Origin of the sequence: Pseudomonas sp. KK18, assembly GCF_037094675.1 — a bacterium.
Lineage (GTDB): Bacteria > Pseudomonadota > Gammaproteobacteria > Pseudomonadales > Pseudomonadaceae > Aquipseudomonas.
The window spans coordinates 5,802,229-5,817,302 of record NZ_CP146605.1 but is presented as its reverse complement, the minus strand read 5'-3'; the positions used below and the strand labels follow the sequence as shown (position 1 = coordinate 5,817,302).

The following is a 15,074-nucleotide window of genomic DNA, read 5'->3' as shown; positions in this document are numbered from 1 at the left end:
GTGAGAGGTGCATGAAACAAAAAAAGGCGACCGTAGTGGTCGCCTTTTATCCTTGCGGGGAAATGCTTACTGCACTTCAACCGCCAGGCTTTCACTGATCTTTTTCTGCCAGATGGCAGGACCGGTGATGTGTACCGACTCGCCCTTGCTATCAACGGCAACGGTGACCGGCATGTCTTTCACGTCGAACTCGTAGATCGCTTCCATGCCCAGCTCGGCGAACGCCACGACGCGGGATTTCTTGATGGCCTGGGCCACCAGGTAAGCCGCGCCGCCCACTGCCATCAGGTAAACCGCCTTGTGGTCCTTGATCGCTTCGATAGCGGTCGGGCCGCGCTCGGATTTGCCGATCATGCCCAACAGGCCGGTTTGCTCGAGGATCTGGCGGGTGAACTTGTCCATCCGCGTGGCGGTGGTCGGACCGGCAGGCCCCACCACTTCTTCGCGCACCGGATCAACCGGGCCGACGTAGTAGATGAAGCGACCCTTGAGGTCCACCGGCAGGGTTTCGCCCTTGTTCAGCATCTCGACCATGCGCTTGTGCGCGGCGTCGCGACCGGTGAGCATCTTGCCGTTGAGCAACACGGTTTCGCCCGGCTTCCAGCTCTGCACGTCTTCCGGGGTCAGGGTGTCGAGGTTGACGCGACGGGCCGACGGGCCGGCTTCCCAGACGATTTCCGGGTAGGCGTCCAGCGGTGGCGCTTCGAGCGATGCAGGGCCCGAACCGTCGAGCACGAAGTGCGCGTGACGGGTGGCGGCGCAGTTGGGGATCATGCACACCGGCAGCGAGGCCGCGTGGGTCGGGTAGTCCATGATTTTCACGTCGAGCACGGTGGTCAGGCCACCCAGGCCCTGGGCGCCGATGCCCAGTTGGTTGACCTTCTCGAACAGCTCCAGGCGCATCTCTTCGATACGGTTGGACGGGCCGCGCTTCTTCAGCTCGTGGATGTCGATGGATTCCATCAACACTTCCTTGGCCATTACCGCGGCTTTCTCGGCGGTGCCGCCGATGCCGATGCCAAGCATGCCCGGTGGGCACCAGCCGGCGCCCATGGTCGGAACGGTCTTGAGCACCCAGTCGACGATCGAGTCGGACGGGTTGAGCATGGCCATTTTCGACTTGTTCTCGGAACCACCGCCCTTGGCGGCCACGTCCACTTCCACGGTGTTACCCGGGACGATGGAGTAGTGGATCACGGCAGGGGTGTTGTCCTTGGTGTTTTTACGCGCACCGGCCGGGTCGGCGAGGATCGAAGCCCGCAGGACGTTTTCCGGCAGGTTGTAGGCCTGGCGCACGCCTTGGTTGATCATGTCGTCCAGGCTCATGGTGGCGCCATCCCAGCGCACGTCCATGCCTACACGTACAAATACGGTGACAATCCCGGTGTCCTGGCAGATCGGGCGGTGGCCGGTGGCACACATGCGCGAGTTGATCAGGATCTGAGCCATGGAGTCACGGGCCGCTGGCGATTCTTCGCGCAGGTAGGCCTCGTGCATCGCCTGGATGAAGTCAACGGGATGGTAGTAGGAAATGAATTGCAGGGCGTCGGCAACGCTCTGAATCAGGTCGTCTTGCTTGATCACGGTCATGAGTCGCGCTCCTCTATAAGGGAACATTCAATAAAGGTGGCGTCAGTGTTGCATCGGTCGGCTGAAGCCACCTTTCCAAGGCACGCCAAAGTGGTGCAGGCGCGACGCTAAAAAGGCGCGGCAGTATAACCCGCCACGGTGGCCGATACACCCGACTATGGTCAAACTCTACCGGGCGTGATTCCCTGTAGACGCCTTTTTGATCCGAGATCCTTGATGCCTGAACTTCACGTCGGTGAACGCCACTGGTCGGTAGCCGCCGGCAGCAACTTGCTGGATGCCCTGAACCAGGCGGGCGTGGCCGTGCCTTATAGTTGCCGCGCCGGCAGCTGCCATGCCTGCCTGGTGCGTTGCCAGGGGGATATCCAGGACAACCAGCCGGATGCCCTGAGCCCGGCGCAGCGCCAGGATGGCTGGCGCCTGGCGTGCCAGTGCCAGGTCGCAGGTGACTTGCACGTCGAAGCCTTCGACCCGCTGCGTGACGGGTTGCCGGCGACGGTGCTGAGCGTCGATTGGTTGACCCCGAGTGTACTGCGCTTGCGGCTGCAACCCGAACGCGGCTTGCGCTACCGGGCGGGGCAGCATCTGGTGTTGTGGGCCGGCAGCGTTGCGCGGCCTTATTCATTGGCCAGCCTGCCCCAGGAAGATCCGTTTCTCGAATTTCACATTGATTGCCGCCTGCCCGGCGAATTCAGCGACGCCGCCCGCCAATTCAAGGCCGGTGACAGCCTGCGCCTGGGCGAATTGCGGGGCGGCGCCTTGCAGTACGACCCCGACTGGCAATCGCGGCCGCTCTGGCTGCTGGCCTCGGGCACCGGACTCGGCCCGCTATGGGGCGTGTTGCGCGAGGCCTTGCGCCAGGATCACCAGGGCGCCATCCGGGTCATTCACCTGGCCCATGACGCGGGCGGTCATTACCTCGCCGGGCCATTGGCCCAGCTGGCTGGTGCGCATCCGAACGTGACCGTTGAGCTATGGACAGCGGCTGAGGTGACGCAGGCGTTGGCGCAACTGCGGCTTGTTTCCCGGCAAACTCTGGCTTTACTCTGCGGGCACCCGGCCAGTGTCGAGGCCTTTTCCAAGCGCCTGTTCCTGGCCGGACTGCCGCGCAATCAACTGCTGGCCGATGTGTTCCTGCCCCGTGGTTGAGCGCTGAATTTCCCAGCCGCGAGATTTGTCATGACCGATGCCATCCTGCAGCAACGCGAACGCGGGTTGCTGATTTTGCAGCTCAATCGCCCGGACAAGAAAAATGCCCTGACCCGCGCCATGTACAGCCAATTGGCCGAGGCGCTGGAGCAGGCGGATGCCGATACCAGCGTGAATGCCGTGCTGATCCAGGGCAGCAGCGAGTGCTTCACCGCCGGTAACGATATTGGCGACTTCCTCGAACAACCGCCGGCGGATCTCGACAGCCCGGTCTTCAATTTCATGCGCAGCTTGCTCAACTGCCGCAAGCCGGTGATTGCGGCGGTGGCGGGCGTGGCGGTGGGAATTGGCACGACGCTGCTGCTGCATTGTGACCTGGTGTATGTCAGCCGGGATGCACGGTTGCGCATGCCGTTCGTCAACCTGGGGCTGTGTCCGGAGTTTGGGTCCAGCTTGATCCTGCCGCGCTTGCTGGGGCATGCCAAGGCGGCGGAGTTGCTGCTGTTGGGTGAAGGGTTTACCGGCGAACAGGCTGCCGCCTGGGGCATTGCCACCGAGGCATTGGGCAGCGGTGAATCGGCCCTGGCCAAGGCGCGGGAAATTGCTGGACGGTTTGAGACCCTGGCGCCGGGCGCAGTACAGGTCAGCAAGCATCTGATGAAAAGCGTTGATCGCGAGCAGTTGCGCAAGGTGATCGAGGAGGAGGGGGCGTTGTTTACCCAGAGGTTGAAGTCGCCGGAGGCGATTGCGGCGTTGTCGGGGTTTATCACTCGGAGATGAATGAGCGTTGACTGGTCGGCCGTCTTCGCGAGCAAGCCCGCTCCCACATTCGACCGTGTTTCTTCAGGATGTACGCGATAAAATGTGGGAGCGGGCTTGCTCGCGAATAGGCCAGTAAAGCCAACACACAAGCCAATTTGCAATGCAAAAAGCCCCGCCATTCACATGGCGGGGCTTTTGTTTTTCAGCGAGCGGTCAATCAGACCATTGGGTCGCCAACGTGCAGGATCTTCATGCCGTTGGTGCCGCCGATGGTGTGGTAGCTGTCGCCCTTGGTCAGGATGACCCAGTCGCCTTTCTCCACGACGCCGCGCTTGAGCAACTCGTCGATCGCGGCCTGGCTGACTTGCTCAGGCGGCAGCGATGCCGGGTCGAACGGTACGGTGTAGACGCCGCGGAACATGGCCGCACGGGCCTGGGTTTCGCGGTGCGGGGAGAACGCGTAGATCGGGATCGAGGAACGGATGCGCGACATGATCAACGGCGTGTAGCCACTTTCGGTCAGGGCGATGATCGCTTTCACACCCGGGAAGTGGTTGGCGGTGTACATGGCCGCCAGGGCGATGCTCTGGTCGCAGCTTTCGAAGACCTTGCCGATACGGTGGCTGGAGGTCTTGCTGGTCGGGTGCTTTTCAGCGCCGACGCAGATGCGTGCCATGGCCTGCACGGCTTCCAGCGGGTATGGGCCAGCCGCACTTTCAGCCGAAAGCATCACGGCGTCGGTGTAGTCGAGCACGGCGTTGGCCACGTCGGACACTTCGGCACGGGTTGGCATCGGGTTCTGGATCATCGACTCCATCATCTGGGTCGCAACGATCACCGCCTTGTTGTGGCGACGTGCGTGCAGGATGATTTTCTTCTGGATACCGATCAGCTCGGCGTCACCGATTTCCACACCCAGGTCGCCACGGGCAACCATCACGGCGTCGGAAGCCTTGATCAGGCCGTCGAGGGTTTCATCGTCGGCTACGGCTTCGGCGCGTTCGATCTTCGCCACCAGCCAGGCAGTGCCGCCGGCTTCGTCGCGCAGTTTACGGGCGTATTCCATGTCGGCGGCGTCGCGCGGGAAGGATACCGCGAGGTAGTCCACTTCCATTTCGGCGGCGAGCTTGATGTCGGCCTTGTCTTTTTCAGTCAGGGCCGGGGCAGTCAGGCCACCGCCGCGACGGTTGATGCCTTTGTGGTCCGACAGCGGGCCGCCGATGATCACGGTGCAATTCAGTTCGGTCGGGGTGGCGGTGTCGACGCGCATTACCACACGGCCGTCGTCCAGCAGCAGTTCGTCGCCCACGCCGCAGTCTTTCACCAGGTCCGGGTAGTCGATACCCACGACTTGCTGGTTGCCTTCGGTCAGGGGATGGCTGGTGGAGAAGGTGAACTGGTCACCGATCTTCAGCTCGATCCGCTTGTTGGCAAATTTGGCGATACGGATTTTCGGGCCTTGCAGGTCACCCAGCAACGCCACGAAGCGGCCATGCTTGGCGGCCAGGTCACGCACCAGCTTGGCGCGAGCCTTGTGCTCGTCCGGGGTGCCGTGGGAGAAGTTCAGACGGGCAACGTCCAGGCCAGCCAGAATCAGCTGTTCGAGGACTTCCGGCGAGTTACTGGCCGGGCCAAGGGTGGCGACGATTTTGGTACGACGGACGGACATGCACGGACTCCTGAGTTCAAGCGCTGGGGAAGGCTACTATGCTCTTTGGTTGTAGTCATTGTTCGTTTGCACTACTTATCGATGATTCGCTTGTTTTCACTCTGCATGAACAGATGAACAACCTTGAAGATTTTCGATGAAGGGTCGATACACTGCACAAGACAGGAGAACCCCCATGCGAATCGTGATCATTGCTGCCCTGGCCGTCAGTGTTGTCGGCTGCACCCGTTGGTCGATGGACCATCATTTGAACAATGCGTACCGCGCCTACGGTGTGGGCGATTGCCAGCGGGTCACCCTTGAGTTGTCCCAGGTCGACCGTGAAAGCCGTTCCCGGCGCTACGTGCAACCGGAAGTCTCGATGTTGCGCGGGCAGTGCCTGGAGCGCGAGAAGCTGTTTGTCGATGCGGCGCAAACCTATCAGTTCATCATCAGCCAGTACCCGGCGAGCGAGTACGCATTCCGTGCCCGTGCCCGTTTGGATACCCTGCAGCAACTGGGGCATTACCCCGGCGCGAGCGTTGCCCAGCCGCGGCCGGCGTCGTTGTGATGATATTTGTCATGCCATAGCTGGCTCGTTGCCAGTCTTGGGCTAATCTTTGAATGTCAGTTTGTATAAGTTTCTATTCAAACGGATGGCGTTCCCGGATTTGGCAGCTGTAGAAGTGGCAACCCGTTTGCGGTTGTCGCACCGATATCCGGGGAGAGCGGGCCTTCAGGCTCGTTTCGAATCACTGGAGCGGCCACAATCATGGCCATTGGATGGCGACCTCATCATGTTTACTCCCCGACGGATCGAGCGACATCAGTTACCTTGCTTCCTTCAAGTGTTCAATCGCCTGACGGACAAGCCAATCGGCTATCTGGGCAATGTTTCCGAGCAGGGCCTGATGTTGATCAGCCAGTTACCCATGATGGTCGATGTGGAGTTCGAGCTGCGCTTGAAGATCCCCGGGCCTGAGGGTGAGGTGCAGGCGGTAGACCTCACGGCCACCTGCCTGTGGTGTCATGAGGATATAAACCCCCAGCATTACGATTCCGGGTTCAGCATATCCCAGGCCCCTGCCGAATATGGGGAGGTGATCAGCGCGCTGCTGGATTACTTCAGCTTTGATCCGTTGCAGGCCTCTGCCTAGGTGCTGCATCCGGCGTTCATAGCGCGCCGGCTTTTTTCCAGCCCAGGTAGCGGGTCACCAGGGCGGCACCCAGGTCCGAAGGCAGTGTGTCCAGTACCGACAGCCCGTGGGCGTTCAAGCGGTCGTGGAGTTCGTCCCGGGTATTGAGATAGTTGATCGTGCCGCAGTAGGCCAGGGCTTCGGGCAGGGTTTGCACGGGAGCCTGGCGTAACTGGTCAAGGACCTCCTCCCGCAGGCTTGCGACCATTACCCGGTGCTGGCGGCTGATGCGCTTTACGGCGCTGAGTAACTCTTCATCTTCCTCATCCCGCAAATTGGTCACTACGATCACCAGCGAGCGACGTTTCTGCCGGGCCAGCAGTTGGCTGGCGGCCGCCTGGTAATCGGCCGTACGCCGGGACGTGTCCAGTTCATACACCGCATTCAGCAACAGGTTGAGCTGGCCACTGCCCTTGACCGGCGCCAGGTAGCGCGGCTGGTCGCAGGCAAATGTGCACAGCCCTACGGCATCGCCCTGGCGCAAGGCTACATAACTGAGCAGCAGGCAGGCGTTGAGCGCGTGGTCGAAGTGCGACAGTTCGGCGTCCTGGCTGCGCATACGGCGGCCACAATCGAGCATGAACATGATCTGCTGGTCGCGCTCGTCCTGGTACTCCCTGGCAATGGGCGTGCGTTGCCGGGCGGTGGCTTTCCAGTCGATCTGGCGCAGGCTGTCACCTTCGCGAAACTCACGCAGCTGGTGAAACTCCAGGCCCAGCCCACGCCGTTGCCGCTGGCGTACGCCCAGCTGGTTGAGCCAGTTGTCCACCGCCAGCAACTGCGCGCCATACAGGCGTGCGAAGTCCGGGTAGACCCGGGTTGCGTCGCTGACGTCGATCAGGCGCCGGGCCGACCATAGCCCCAGGGCGCTGGGCAGATGCACTTCACAGCGGGTAAAGCTGAAATGCCCGCGCCTTTGGGGCCTTAGCCGATAACCCAGTTCACTGTGCTCGCCGGGCCGCAGTTCGATGGACTGCGGCAGGTCCTCCACCGCCAGGCCGTCAGGCACATGATCGAATACCTGGACCGCCAACGGCTGGGGATAATCGTGCTCCAGGGTTACCCGCACTTCCCCCCAGCGCCCCAGTGCCAGGCTGCCGGGCATCTGCCGTCGCACGCGCGGGGACGGCCGGCGGCGCAGGCGGCTGGCATCCAGCAAGGCCAGCAGCAACAGGGCCAGCAGCAGGCCCCACGTCACTGAGTGCAGGGCGTCTGGCACCTTGACCTGTAGCGCCACCAGTGCGCCGAGCAGGATACTCAGGCCCAGCAGTACACCGAGCCAGGTCAACAGCAGGCGGGTTGGTCTCATGGGCGTCTCATTGGCGTGGCGCCGGGACTTGGTCCAGCAATTGCCGGAGCACCTGGTCGACTTCCAACCCGTCGATATCCAGCTCCGGGGCAATACGCACCCGATGGCGCAACACTGCCAGGGCGCAGCCCTTGATGTCGTCCGGGGTCACGAACTCGCCCCCGCGCAGCAAGGCCCGAGCCCGTGCACCGCGAACCAGGGCGATGGAGGCCCGGGGCCCGGCGCCGATGGTCAGGCCCGGCCAACTGCGCGTAGTGCGGGCCAGGCGCACGGCGTAGTCGAGCACCTGCTCATCCAGCGCCAACTCGCTGGCAATCTGTTGCAACAGCAGCACGTCTTCGGCTTGCAGCACCGTGCGCAGCGGCTGTACGTCGAGCATGTCGGCTCGGGACGAGCGGGTGACTTCGCGCACCATGTCCAGTTCCTGCTGTGCCTCGGGATAGTCCATGCGCACCTTGAGCATGAAACGGTCCAGTTCGGCTTCGGGCAACGGGTAAGTACCTTCCTGCTCGATGGGGTTCTGGGTGGCCAGTACCATGAACGGCTGGCCGATGGGCAGCGCCTCGCCTTCAAGGGTTACCTGGCGTTCCTGCATGGCTTCCAGCAACGCTGCCTGGGTTTTCGCCGGGGCACGGTTGATCTCGTCAGCCAACAGCAGGTTGGTGAACAACGGTCCCTTGCGCAGCTTGAACTGTTCGGTATGCAGGTCGTATACGGCATGGCCGGTCACGTCGCTGGGCATCAGGTCCGGGGTGAACTGGATGCGCGCGAACTCGCCTCCAAAACAGCGTGCCAGCGCGCGTACCAGCAAGGTCTTGCCCAGGCCGGGAACCCCTTCAAGCAACACATGGCCGCCCGCGATCAACGCCGTGAGCACGTCATCGATCACCGGGTCCTGACCGATAACCGCCTTGCGCAGTTCGACGCGCAAGGCCTGGGCCAGTTGGCTGGCGCGCTGAATCGGGTCAGTGGCGGGAAATTCGCTCATAGGGCATTCCTGAGGGTTTGCAGGCAGGCCACCTGGCGGCTGAAATCGGCGCTGGAGAGCCGTTTCGTCGCAGGTGGGCCAAGGGCCTGGCTGATAACAAGGGAGGGTTGGCGGGTCAGGCGTTCAAGCACCCGCAATTGTTCGGCTGTATCGAGGTGTTCGAACCCGGGATGACGGCGCCGAGCGGTGCGCTGGATGTCGCGCTGCAAAGCTTGCAGCAAGCTGTCTTGCCCGCTGCGGCGCAACAGGAAGTCGGCACTGGCGTTCAAGTGTTCCTGCAATTGCCGCCGTGCCTTGGGCGCCGGTTGCCGGATCGGACCCTGGCGCAGGCTGGCGTGCCAGAGGCCCAGGGCGATCAGTGCGGCAAGTGCCACCAGTGCCTGGGGGAAGTAGCGCAACAACAGGCTGAACAGGTCCTCGACATCAGTGTTGAACAGCAGTGTGACCTGGGTGCCCTGGCTCAGGTACCAGAGCAGCCACGCGTTATCGTGCAGGCCGATGCCCGGGTTTTTCCACAGGTCGCTGTCGGTGACCACGGTCACACGCCCTTGCCCGAGGTTGACCTGCATCAGGTGCGTCGACCGGGCGCTGTTGGCCGAGAATTGTGCCAGGTGCCTGGGGTCGGTGAGGTTGAAGTCGGTGTCGAAGCTGAAATAGGCCGGCGCTGTTTCGTTGTCCACATAGAGTTTGGTCAGGTCCGGCGTTTTCTTTTTACGCGCGGGTGCCGGAGCGTCGAATTCTTCACTGAAGGATTGGTGTATCTGCACACGATCCAGCAACAGGTCGCCACTTTCACCGGTGTCCTCATCCCACAGCGCTTCGGCTACCAGCAGCAGATGGCCGCCAGCCCGGGTCCACTGCAGCAATTGATCAACCTGGGGCGGGCTCATGTTGCTGCGCTCGCCCAGCAACAGCAGGCTGTTGCCCTTGGGCGAAAGGCTGGCCAGCCGTTCGAGGCTGTTGGCATGTTCCACCACCAGGCCCTGCTGGCGCAGAAAGTGTTCAGCTGCCAGGTAGGGGTTGGCCAGGGCTTCGGGTGAAGGGCCGCGATCGACCACTTCCTGATAAGGAATCGCCGTGTGCCAGGCATAAAAACCGCCTGCTGCCAGCAAGCCCGCGACCAGCAGCCCGACCCACAGCAACGGCCGGTTCATTGCGCCGCTCCCGAGCCGAACAGGGTTCGCCAATCGCTGCATAGCTGTTGTTGCGCCAAGGCAGGCGGCAGGCGATGGCCATAGGCAAGGTTTTGCCAGTAACGGGTCAGCTCACCGCTGAATGCCAGCAGCTGCGGTTGTTGCAGTTGGCGGATACGTTCCAGGACTTCACCTTCCGTGTCGGCACTTTTCAGCGGCAGGTTGAAGTCGTGCAGCAAGCGGCTGAGCAACCCACGGTAGAGCAGGCCGAGGGCTTCCCGGGGCTGTGTTGCCCACAGCTGTTCGGCGGCGCCTGCGATGTCTTCGGGCAAGGTGTCAGCCCCCAGTTCAAGGCCGAACAGCTGCGAAGGCACGGGTTTGGCAGCCTTGGGTTTGCGCGGGCTGCGGCGGCTGACAAAGGCATGCAGCCAGTCGCGGTAGCGCCAGATCACCAGTGCCAGGCCACCTGCCAGCAATCCCCAGAGCAGTACTTCAAGGCCCTTGGCGATGTGCTTGAACGAATCACTATTGAGGTTTTTCAGCAATGCTTCCAGCCAGGCTGGCAGCTTGGCATCACCTGCCGCTTTGTTTTTGTCGGCTGCTTTATCCTCGCCGAAGCGGTAACGAGTGAGCGTTTCCGGGTTCTTGAACGGTGGCTGCTCCAACAGCGTCTTGATCGAGTGACTGGCCGATTGTGTAGTCAGCGGCGTTTGGGGAACCGGTTCATCAGCCCATGCCGATGGGATCGGCGGAATCAGCGTCAGCCCGGCCACCAGCAACAGCAGCGACGCCACACCGCTCAGGCGCTGGCGCATTCGGCGGAACACCAGTTCCAGGTCCCAGGCTTCCAGCACCGTGCGGCGGTTCAGGTAAAGGCTGAAGCCACAGGCGACATAGATCGGCTCCCAGAACACCAGGATCAAGGCGTAGAACATGTTGGTCAGGTGCTCCAGCCAACGCCAGTCGTGGCCGGCGGTGAGCACCAGTTGCTGCCAATCCCAGTCGCGTTCGACCTCTTGCGGCAGGAAGAAATAGAACATGGCCATCAACCCGAACCACAGGGCGATTTCCAGGTGCACCCCGATCAGGGTCAGCCAGCGCGCGGCGCCTGCGTTGCGCTGCTGCAACACCCCGAGACGTTGTTGGCGCGCCTGGCCTTGCAGCCCTTCGAGCTGGACCACCGGCATCTCGAAGCTACGGCTGAGGCTGAAGCGCCGCCAGGTCAGGCTGGCCAGCAGTTGGCCCTTGAGCAGCCGCGGCGATTGGCGCAGCGCTTGTTTCAGGCTGGGTGTTTCGCCGAACAGGGCCTTGGACAGGATATACAGTGGCAGGCGGTCGAATGCCGGTTTCAACCACCAGAACAGCAACAGCGCGGTGGTGGGGTGATTCCACAGCAGCACGCTGAACAGGGCGAAGACCGGCAAGGTCACGATGGCCCAACTGCTCATCAACAGCAGCCGATGTTCCCGGGCCAGCAGGATGCCGAGGTCCATGGCCTCCCAGGAGGTACGCGGGCGGATCACGACGCTGGCATCACTCAGGCGCATGGCGATTCCGTCCGGCAAACAGCAGGTAGGCCGCCATCAGCAACCACAGGGCGGTGCCGACCAGGTACTTGACCCACGGCGCCACGGCATTGGTGGACGACCAGTACGCCTCGATAAACGCGGCGATCAGCAGGAACACCATCACACCACAAATCATTTGCACACTTTTGCGCGCGGCCAGGCGCAGGGATTCGCCTCTGGTGAGGGGCCCCGGTGCAATCAGCGCCCAGCCCAGTTGCAGGCCAGCCGCGCCAGCCAGGGCAATTGCGCTGAGCTCGAAGGCGCCATGGCCGATGACAAATGACCAGAACGTTTGCCCGTAGCCGATTTGCGTCAGGTGCCCGGCAACGGCGCCAATGATCAGGCCATTGAAGAACAGGAAAAATACGCTGCCCAGGCCGAACAGCAGCCCGGCGGCAAAGGTCTGGAAGGCGATACCGATGTTGTGCATCACGTAGTAGCCGAACATCATCCAGTCTTCGCTGGAAGCGCGTTCGGCTGCCCGGCCCAGGCGGCTGGCATCGGGGTTGTACATGGCCTGCATCTCGGCCACCTGCCGAGGGCTGACGATGCTGTAGATCAAGTCCGGAAACAGGTACACCAGCAAGGCAATGCCGAGCAGGCTGCCAAAGAACAGCAGGCCGGCAGCCAGCACAAATGGCCATTGCGCGCGAACCAGCCTGGGGAAATCGGCCAGCAGGAAGCTCAGCACGTTTGCCCCCATCCGGCTGCGATGACGATACAACTGTTGATGGCCGCGCAAGGCAAGCTGCTGCAACGGGTCCACCAGGTAGCTGCTGTAGCCGCGCTCCTGGGCCAGGGCCAGGTGCTGGCACAACTGCCGGTATTGATGAGGGAAGTCGACGAAGTCGGCGCCTTTGGCTTTGCCTTTCTCCAACTGCGTCAATTGCTCGGCAAAGGCTTGCCATTGTGGCTGATGGCGGCTTTCGAAAAGACTCTGTTTCATGCTGGCCCCAACAATCCGCGGGCCACACCGTTGAGTTCTGCCACGGCGCGGGCAGGGGAGACCTGCAGGGGCGTGGCCAGGATAGCGGCCAGTTCGTTGACCCGTTCGGCCGACAGCTCGCCCTGGCGTTCGGCGAAGCTGAGAATCGCCCGTTGTTCGTTCAGCTCAAGGGCGAACGGCAGGCGCAGCGCCGGGGCCTGGGGCACTTGCGGGCGGGAAAGCGGTTGTTCGCGGTAGATCACCAGGGTCCCGGCCGCCAGGTCGCCCAGGCGCTTGAAGTTGGGGTGTTGCAGGCAACTGATGGCGCCGAGGAAATAGCCGAAGGGCAGCATGTCGACAAAGCGCAGCAGGTTACGGATCAGCGAGGCGGACCAGCCGATGGGCGTGCCGTCGTCCTGTACCACCCGCAGGCCCATGACCTGTTTGCCGGGCGAGCAGCCCTGGTTGAGCACTTCGAAAAGCACCATGTACCACCAACTGACGAGGAACAGCAGTAGCGAACCCAGGCCAATGCCCAGGTTGCCGAGAAAGGCCAATGCGCTAAACAGGATGCCGAGAATCAGGCCGCGCAAACCCAGGTCGAAGGCAAAGGCCAGTGAGCGTACCAGCAGGCCGGCCGGGCGCAGGGGCAGGTCGATACCCTCCGGGGTCTCGATCTGGTAGCGGGTATCCAGTGGCGCAGGTGGCATCGCGGTCCTTGGCAGTGCGGCGCTGGCGCCTGGGCGGCAGCGGCGGGGTTGGAAAGACCGATGCTAGCAGTGTCGACGGTGGAAGCAACCACTCAACGATTTACTGAATATTTGTACAGGGAACACAGCGCTGGCCCCCGATGCCTGCAAGCGCCTAGACTTTGCCGGTCTTCAGCACAGGAATAGCCCGTGACCACCATTTTCTGGTACGACTATGAAACCACCGGCATCAATCCGCGTACCGACCGCCCGCTGCAGGTAGCCGGTATTCGCACCGACCTCGAGCTTAACGAGGTCGGGCCGCCGGTCAATCTCTACTGCCACCCCAGCGACGATATCCTGCCGCATCCGGCAGCGTGCGCGATCACTGGCATCACTCCCGGCGTGCTGGCGGAAAAAGGCCTGGCCGAAGCCGACTTCATGACCCGGGTGCACGCCGAGCTGGCCACCCCGGGCACTTGCGGGGCCGGCTACAACACCTTGCGTTTTGACGATGAGATGACGCGCTACAGCTTGTACCGCAATTTCTTCGATCCCTATGCCCGGGAATGGCAAGGCGGCAACAGCCGCTGGGACCTGATCGACGTGGTGCGCACTGCCTACGCCCTGCGCCCTGACGGGATCGTCTGGCCGGAACAGGACGGGCGCGTCACCCTCAAGCTTGAGCGGTTGACGGCCGCCAACGGCATCGACCACGGCCAGGCCCACGACGCCTTGTCCGATGTGCGCGCCACCATCGCCCTGGCCCGGTTGATCCGCGAGAAGCAACCCAAGCTCTATGACTGGCTGTTTCAACTGCGCAGCAAACAACGGGTCATGGACCAGGTGCGGTTGTTGCAGCCGATGGTGCATATTTCCGGTCGTTTTTCTGCCGAGCGTCATTACCTGGGGGTGGTGCTGCCGCTGGCGTGGCACCCGCGCAATCGCAATGCATTGATCGTCTGCGACCTGGGGCTCGATCCGCAAGGGCTGTTGGACGAGGACGCCGATACCTTGCGCCGGCGCTTATATATCCGCCGCGACGAACTGGCCGAAGGTGAATTGCCGGTACCGCTCAAGTTGCTGCACATCAATCGTTGCCCGGTGGTCGCACCGTTGAGCGTGCTTCGGCCGCAAGACCGCGAGCGTTTGCAGCTGGATATGGATGAGTGTGAGGCGCGGGCCCTGCGGCTAAGCGACGCACAGGAACTATGGCGCGATAAACTGGCGGCGATTTACGCCGAGGAAGATTTTGCGCCAAGCGCCGATCCCGAGCAGCAGCTATACGATGGTTTTATCGGGGATCGTGATCGACGTTTATGTGAGCAAGTGAGAGTCGCCGAGCCGGCGCAACTAGCGCGCCAGCAATGGCCTTTCGATGATGAACGTTTGCCTGAATTATTATTTCGCTATCGTGCACGCAACTTTCCAGACACCTTGAATAGTGAAGAGCAACAACGCTGGAGAGTTTTCTGTCAGCAACGTTTGTCAGACCCTCAATGGGGCGCGCCAAACACCCTTGAGGGTTTTAAGCAGGCGTGTCTTGAGTTGGCTGTTAGTGCCACACCGTTTCAGCGCCAGGTGCTTGATGAATGGCAGGAGTATGTTGATGCCTTAGCGACTCGAATGAGTCTGTAATCAGCTTCCCGGTAAAATACGGACAATAAAAAACGCCAGCAAGCTGGCGTTTTTTATTGCGTTGCGTATCACGCAGCGTCCTGGCGAGGCTTAGCCCAGCAGGGTAGCCCAGCCTTCAACCACGTCGCCGCCCCACTTGGCTTTCCACTCTTTCAGAGTCTTGTGGTTGCCACCTTTGGTTTCAATCACTTCGCCGTTGTGCGGGTTTTTGTATTGTTTAACCTTGCGTGCACGCTTGGTGCCGGTAGCTTTTACGGCGCCACGTGGAGCCTTAACTTTCGAATCCGGATCCAGCAGCGCGATGATGTCACGCAGGGATTTGGAGTATTCGCCCATCAGGGTGCGCAATTTGCCTTCGAATTCCAGCTCGGTTTGCAGTTTGTCGTCTTGGGACAGGTTCTTCAAACGGGCTTGCAGCTCTTTGATAGCTTCTTCGGTGGCGCGATATTCGTTGATCAGGGACATGGGGACTACCTTAT

At 61.9% G+C, this 15,074-nt stretch carries 14 protein-coding genes; 5 read left to right on the top strand and 9 right to left on the bottom strand.

Translation table 11 applies throughout. The annotated features are described in order from the left end of the window. Positions 1–66: 66 nt before the first annotated feature. Complete coding sequence (locus V6607_RS26380) at positions 67–1,590, bottom strand: fumarate hydratase (protein ID WP_003214142.1); 1,524 nt, start codon at positions 1,588–1,590, stop codon at positions 67–69. Positions 1,591–1,806: 216 nt separating this feature from the next. On the opposite strand from V6607_RS26380, the gene V6607_RS26375 reads away from it, so the two are divergent. Beyond that, positions 1,807–2,739 (top strand): iron-sulfur-binding ferredoxin reductase, encoded by a 933-nt coding sequence (locus V6607_RS26375; protein WP_134327239.1) that lies wholly within the window; start codon positions 1,807–1,809, stop codon positions 2,737–2,739. Between the two features lie 30 nt (positions 2,740–2,769). Beyond that, a complete protein-coding gene (locus tag V6607_RS26370) occupies positions 2,770–3,519 on the top strand; it encodes an enoyl-CoA hydratase-related protein (RefSeq protein ID WP_003214147.1) in 750 nt (249 codons plus the stop codon). Between the two features lie 199 nt (positions 3,520–3,718). Here V6607_RS26370 and pyk read toward each other — a convergent pair whose 3' ends face one another. Beyond that, a complete protein-coding gene (pyk, locus tag V6607_RS26365; protein ID WP_003214149.1) occupies positions 3,719–5,170 on the bottom strand; it encodes a pyruvate kinase in 1,452 nt (483 codons plus the stop codon). Between the two features lie 175 nt (positions 5,171–5,345). Here pyk and V6607_RS26360 point away from each other — a divergent pair, with 175 nt between their 5' ends. Together V6607_RS26360 and V6607_RS26355 are read left to right on the top strand one after the other, a co-directional pair. Then, positions 5,346–5,720, top strand: a complete 375-nt coding sequence (locus V6607_RS26360) for a hypothetical protein (protein ID WP_003214151.1) — start codon at positions 5,346–5,348, stop codon at positions 5,718–5,720. A gap of 226 nt (positions 5,721–5,946) precedes the next feature. Further along, complete coding sequence (locus V6607_RS26355) at positions 5,947–6,306, top strand: PilZ domain-containing protein (protein ID WP_134327238.1); 360 nt, start codon at positions 5,947–5,949, stop codon at positions 6,304–6,306. A 16-nt stretch (positions 6,307–6,322) separates the two neighbouring features. Here the strand turns inward: V6607_RS26355 and V6607_RS26350 are convergent, their stop codons facing one another. From V6607_RS26350 to V6607_RS26325, 6 genes are read right to left on the bottom strand one after another with little or no spacing between them, the layout of a single operon-like run. Then, complete coding sequence (locus V6607_RS26350; RefSeq protein WP_134327237.1) at positions 6,323–7,654, bottom strand: DUF58 domain-containing protein; 1,332 nt, start codon at positions 7,652–7,654, stop codon at positions 6,323–6,325. Between the two features lie 7 nt (positions 7,655–7,661). Then, on the bottom strand, positions 7,662–8,642 hold the full coding sequence (locus V6607_RS26345; protein ID WP_008432346.1) for a MoxR family ATPase: 981 nt from the start codon (positions 8,640–8,642) through the stop codon (positions 7,662–7,664). Beyond that, positions 8,639–9,796 carry a DUF4350 domain-containing protein gene (locus tag V6607_RS26340; protein WP_003214159.1) on the bottom strand — a complete coding sequence of 386 codons (1,158 nt, stop codon included), beginning with the start codon at positions 9,794–9,796 and terminating at the stop codon, positions 8,639–8,641. The genes V6607_RS26345 and V6607_RS26340 overlap by 4 nt, the downstream gene beginning before the upstream one ends. After that, the gene (locus V6607_RS26335) at positions 9,793–11,322 is read right to left on the bottom strand and encodes a DUF4129 domain-containing protein (RefSeq protein WP_134327236.1); all 1,530 of its coding nucleotides are present in this window, start codon (positions 11,320–11,322) and stop codon (positions 9,793–9,795) included. The genes V6607_RS26340 and V6607_RS26335 overlap by 4 nt, the downstream gene beginning before the upstream one ends. After that, positions 11,309–12,289 (bottom strand): stage II sporulation protein M, encoded by a 981-nt coding sequence (locus tag V6607_RS26330; protein ID WP_003214164.1) that lies wholly within the window; start codon positions 12,287–12,289, stop codon positions 11,309–11,311. The genes V6607_RS26335 and V6607_RS26330 overlap by 14 nt, the downstream gene beginning before the upstream one ends. Next, entirely contained in the window at positions 12,286–12,978 is a 693-nt protein-coding gene (locus V6607_RS26325) for an RDD family protein (protein ID WP_134327235.1), read from the bottom strand. The genes V6607_RS26330 and V6607_RS26325 overlap by 4 nt, the downstream gene beginning before the upstream one ends. 189 nt (positions 12,979–13,167) lie before the next feature. Here V6607_RS26325 and sbcB point away from each other — a divergent pair, with 189 nt between their 5' ends. After that, positions 13,168–14,595, top strand: coding sequence for an exodeoxyribonuclease I (gene sbcB / locus V6607_RS26320; RefSeq protein WP_134327234.1), 1,428 nt, complete (start codon positions 13,168–13,170; stop codon positions 14,593–14,595). 90 nt (positions 14,596–14,685) lie between these two features. On the opposite strand, the gene mvaT is transcribed toward sbcB, so the two are convergent. After that, complete coding sequence (mvaT, locus tag V6607_RS26315) at positions 14,686–15,060, bottom strand: histone-like nucleoid-structuring protein MvaT (protein WP_003209760.1); 375 nt, start codon at positions 15,058–15,060, stop codon at positions 14,686–14,688. Positions 15,061–15,074: the final 14 nt, after the last annotated feature.

Bases quoted from the DNA above. Each gene is read 5' to 3' on its own strand.
- V6607_RS26380 (WP_003214142.1), bottom strand. From the start codon at position 1,590: ATGACCGTGATCAAGCAAGACGACCTGATTCAGAGCGTTGCCGACGCC.
- V6607_RS26375 (WP_134327239.1), top strand. From the start codon at position 1,807: ATGCCTGAACTTCACGTCGGTGAACGCCACTGGTCGGTAGCCGCCGGC.
- V6607_RS26370 (WP_003214147.1), top strand. From the start codon at position 2,770: ATGACCGATGCCATCCTGCAGCAACGCGAACGCGGGTTGCTGATTTTG.
- pyk (WP_003214149.1), bottom strand. From the start codon at position 5,170: ATGTCCGTCCGTCGTACCAAAATCGTCGCCACCCTTGGCCCGGCCAGT.
- V6607_RS26360 (WP_003214151.1), top strand. From the start codon at position 5,346: ATGCGAATCGTGATCATTGCTGCCCTGGCCGTCAGTGTTGTCGGCTGC.
- V6607_RS26355 (WP_134327238.1), top strand. From the start codon at position 5,947: ATGTTTACTCCCCGACGGATCGAGCGACATCAGTTACCTTGCTTCCTT.
- V6607_RS26350 (WP_134327237.1), bottom strand. From the start codon at position 7,654: ATGAGACCAACCCGCCTGCTGTTGACCTGGCTCGGTGTACTGCTGGGC.
- V6607_RS26345 (WP_008432346.1), bottom strand. From the start codon at position 8,642: ATGAGCGAATTTCCCGCCACTGACCCGATTCAGCGCGCCAGCCAACTG.
- V6607_RS26340 (WP_003214159.1), bottom strand. From the start codon at position 9,796: ATGAACCGGCCGTTGCTGTGGGTCGGGCTGCTGGTCGCGGGCTTGCTG.
- V6607_RS26335 (WP_134327236.1), bottom strand. From the start codon at position 11,322: ATGCGCCTGAGTGATGCCAGCGTCGTGATCCGCCCGCGTACCTCCTGG.
- V6607_RS26330 (WP_003214164.1), bottom strand. From the start codon at position 12,289: ATGAAACAGAGTCTTTTCGAAAGCCGCCATCAGCCACAATGGCAAGCC.
- V6607_RS26325 (WP_134327235.1), bottom strand. From the start codon at position 12,978: ATGCCACCTGCGCCACTGGATACCCGCTACCAGATCGAGACCCCGGAG.
- mvaT (WP_003209760.1), bottom strand. From the start codon at position 15,060: ATGTCCCTGATCAACGAATATCGCGCCACCGAAGAAGCTATCAAAGAG.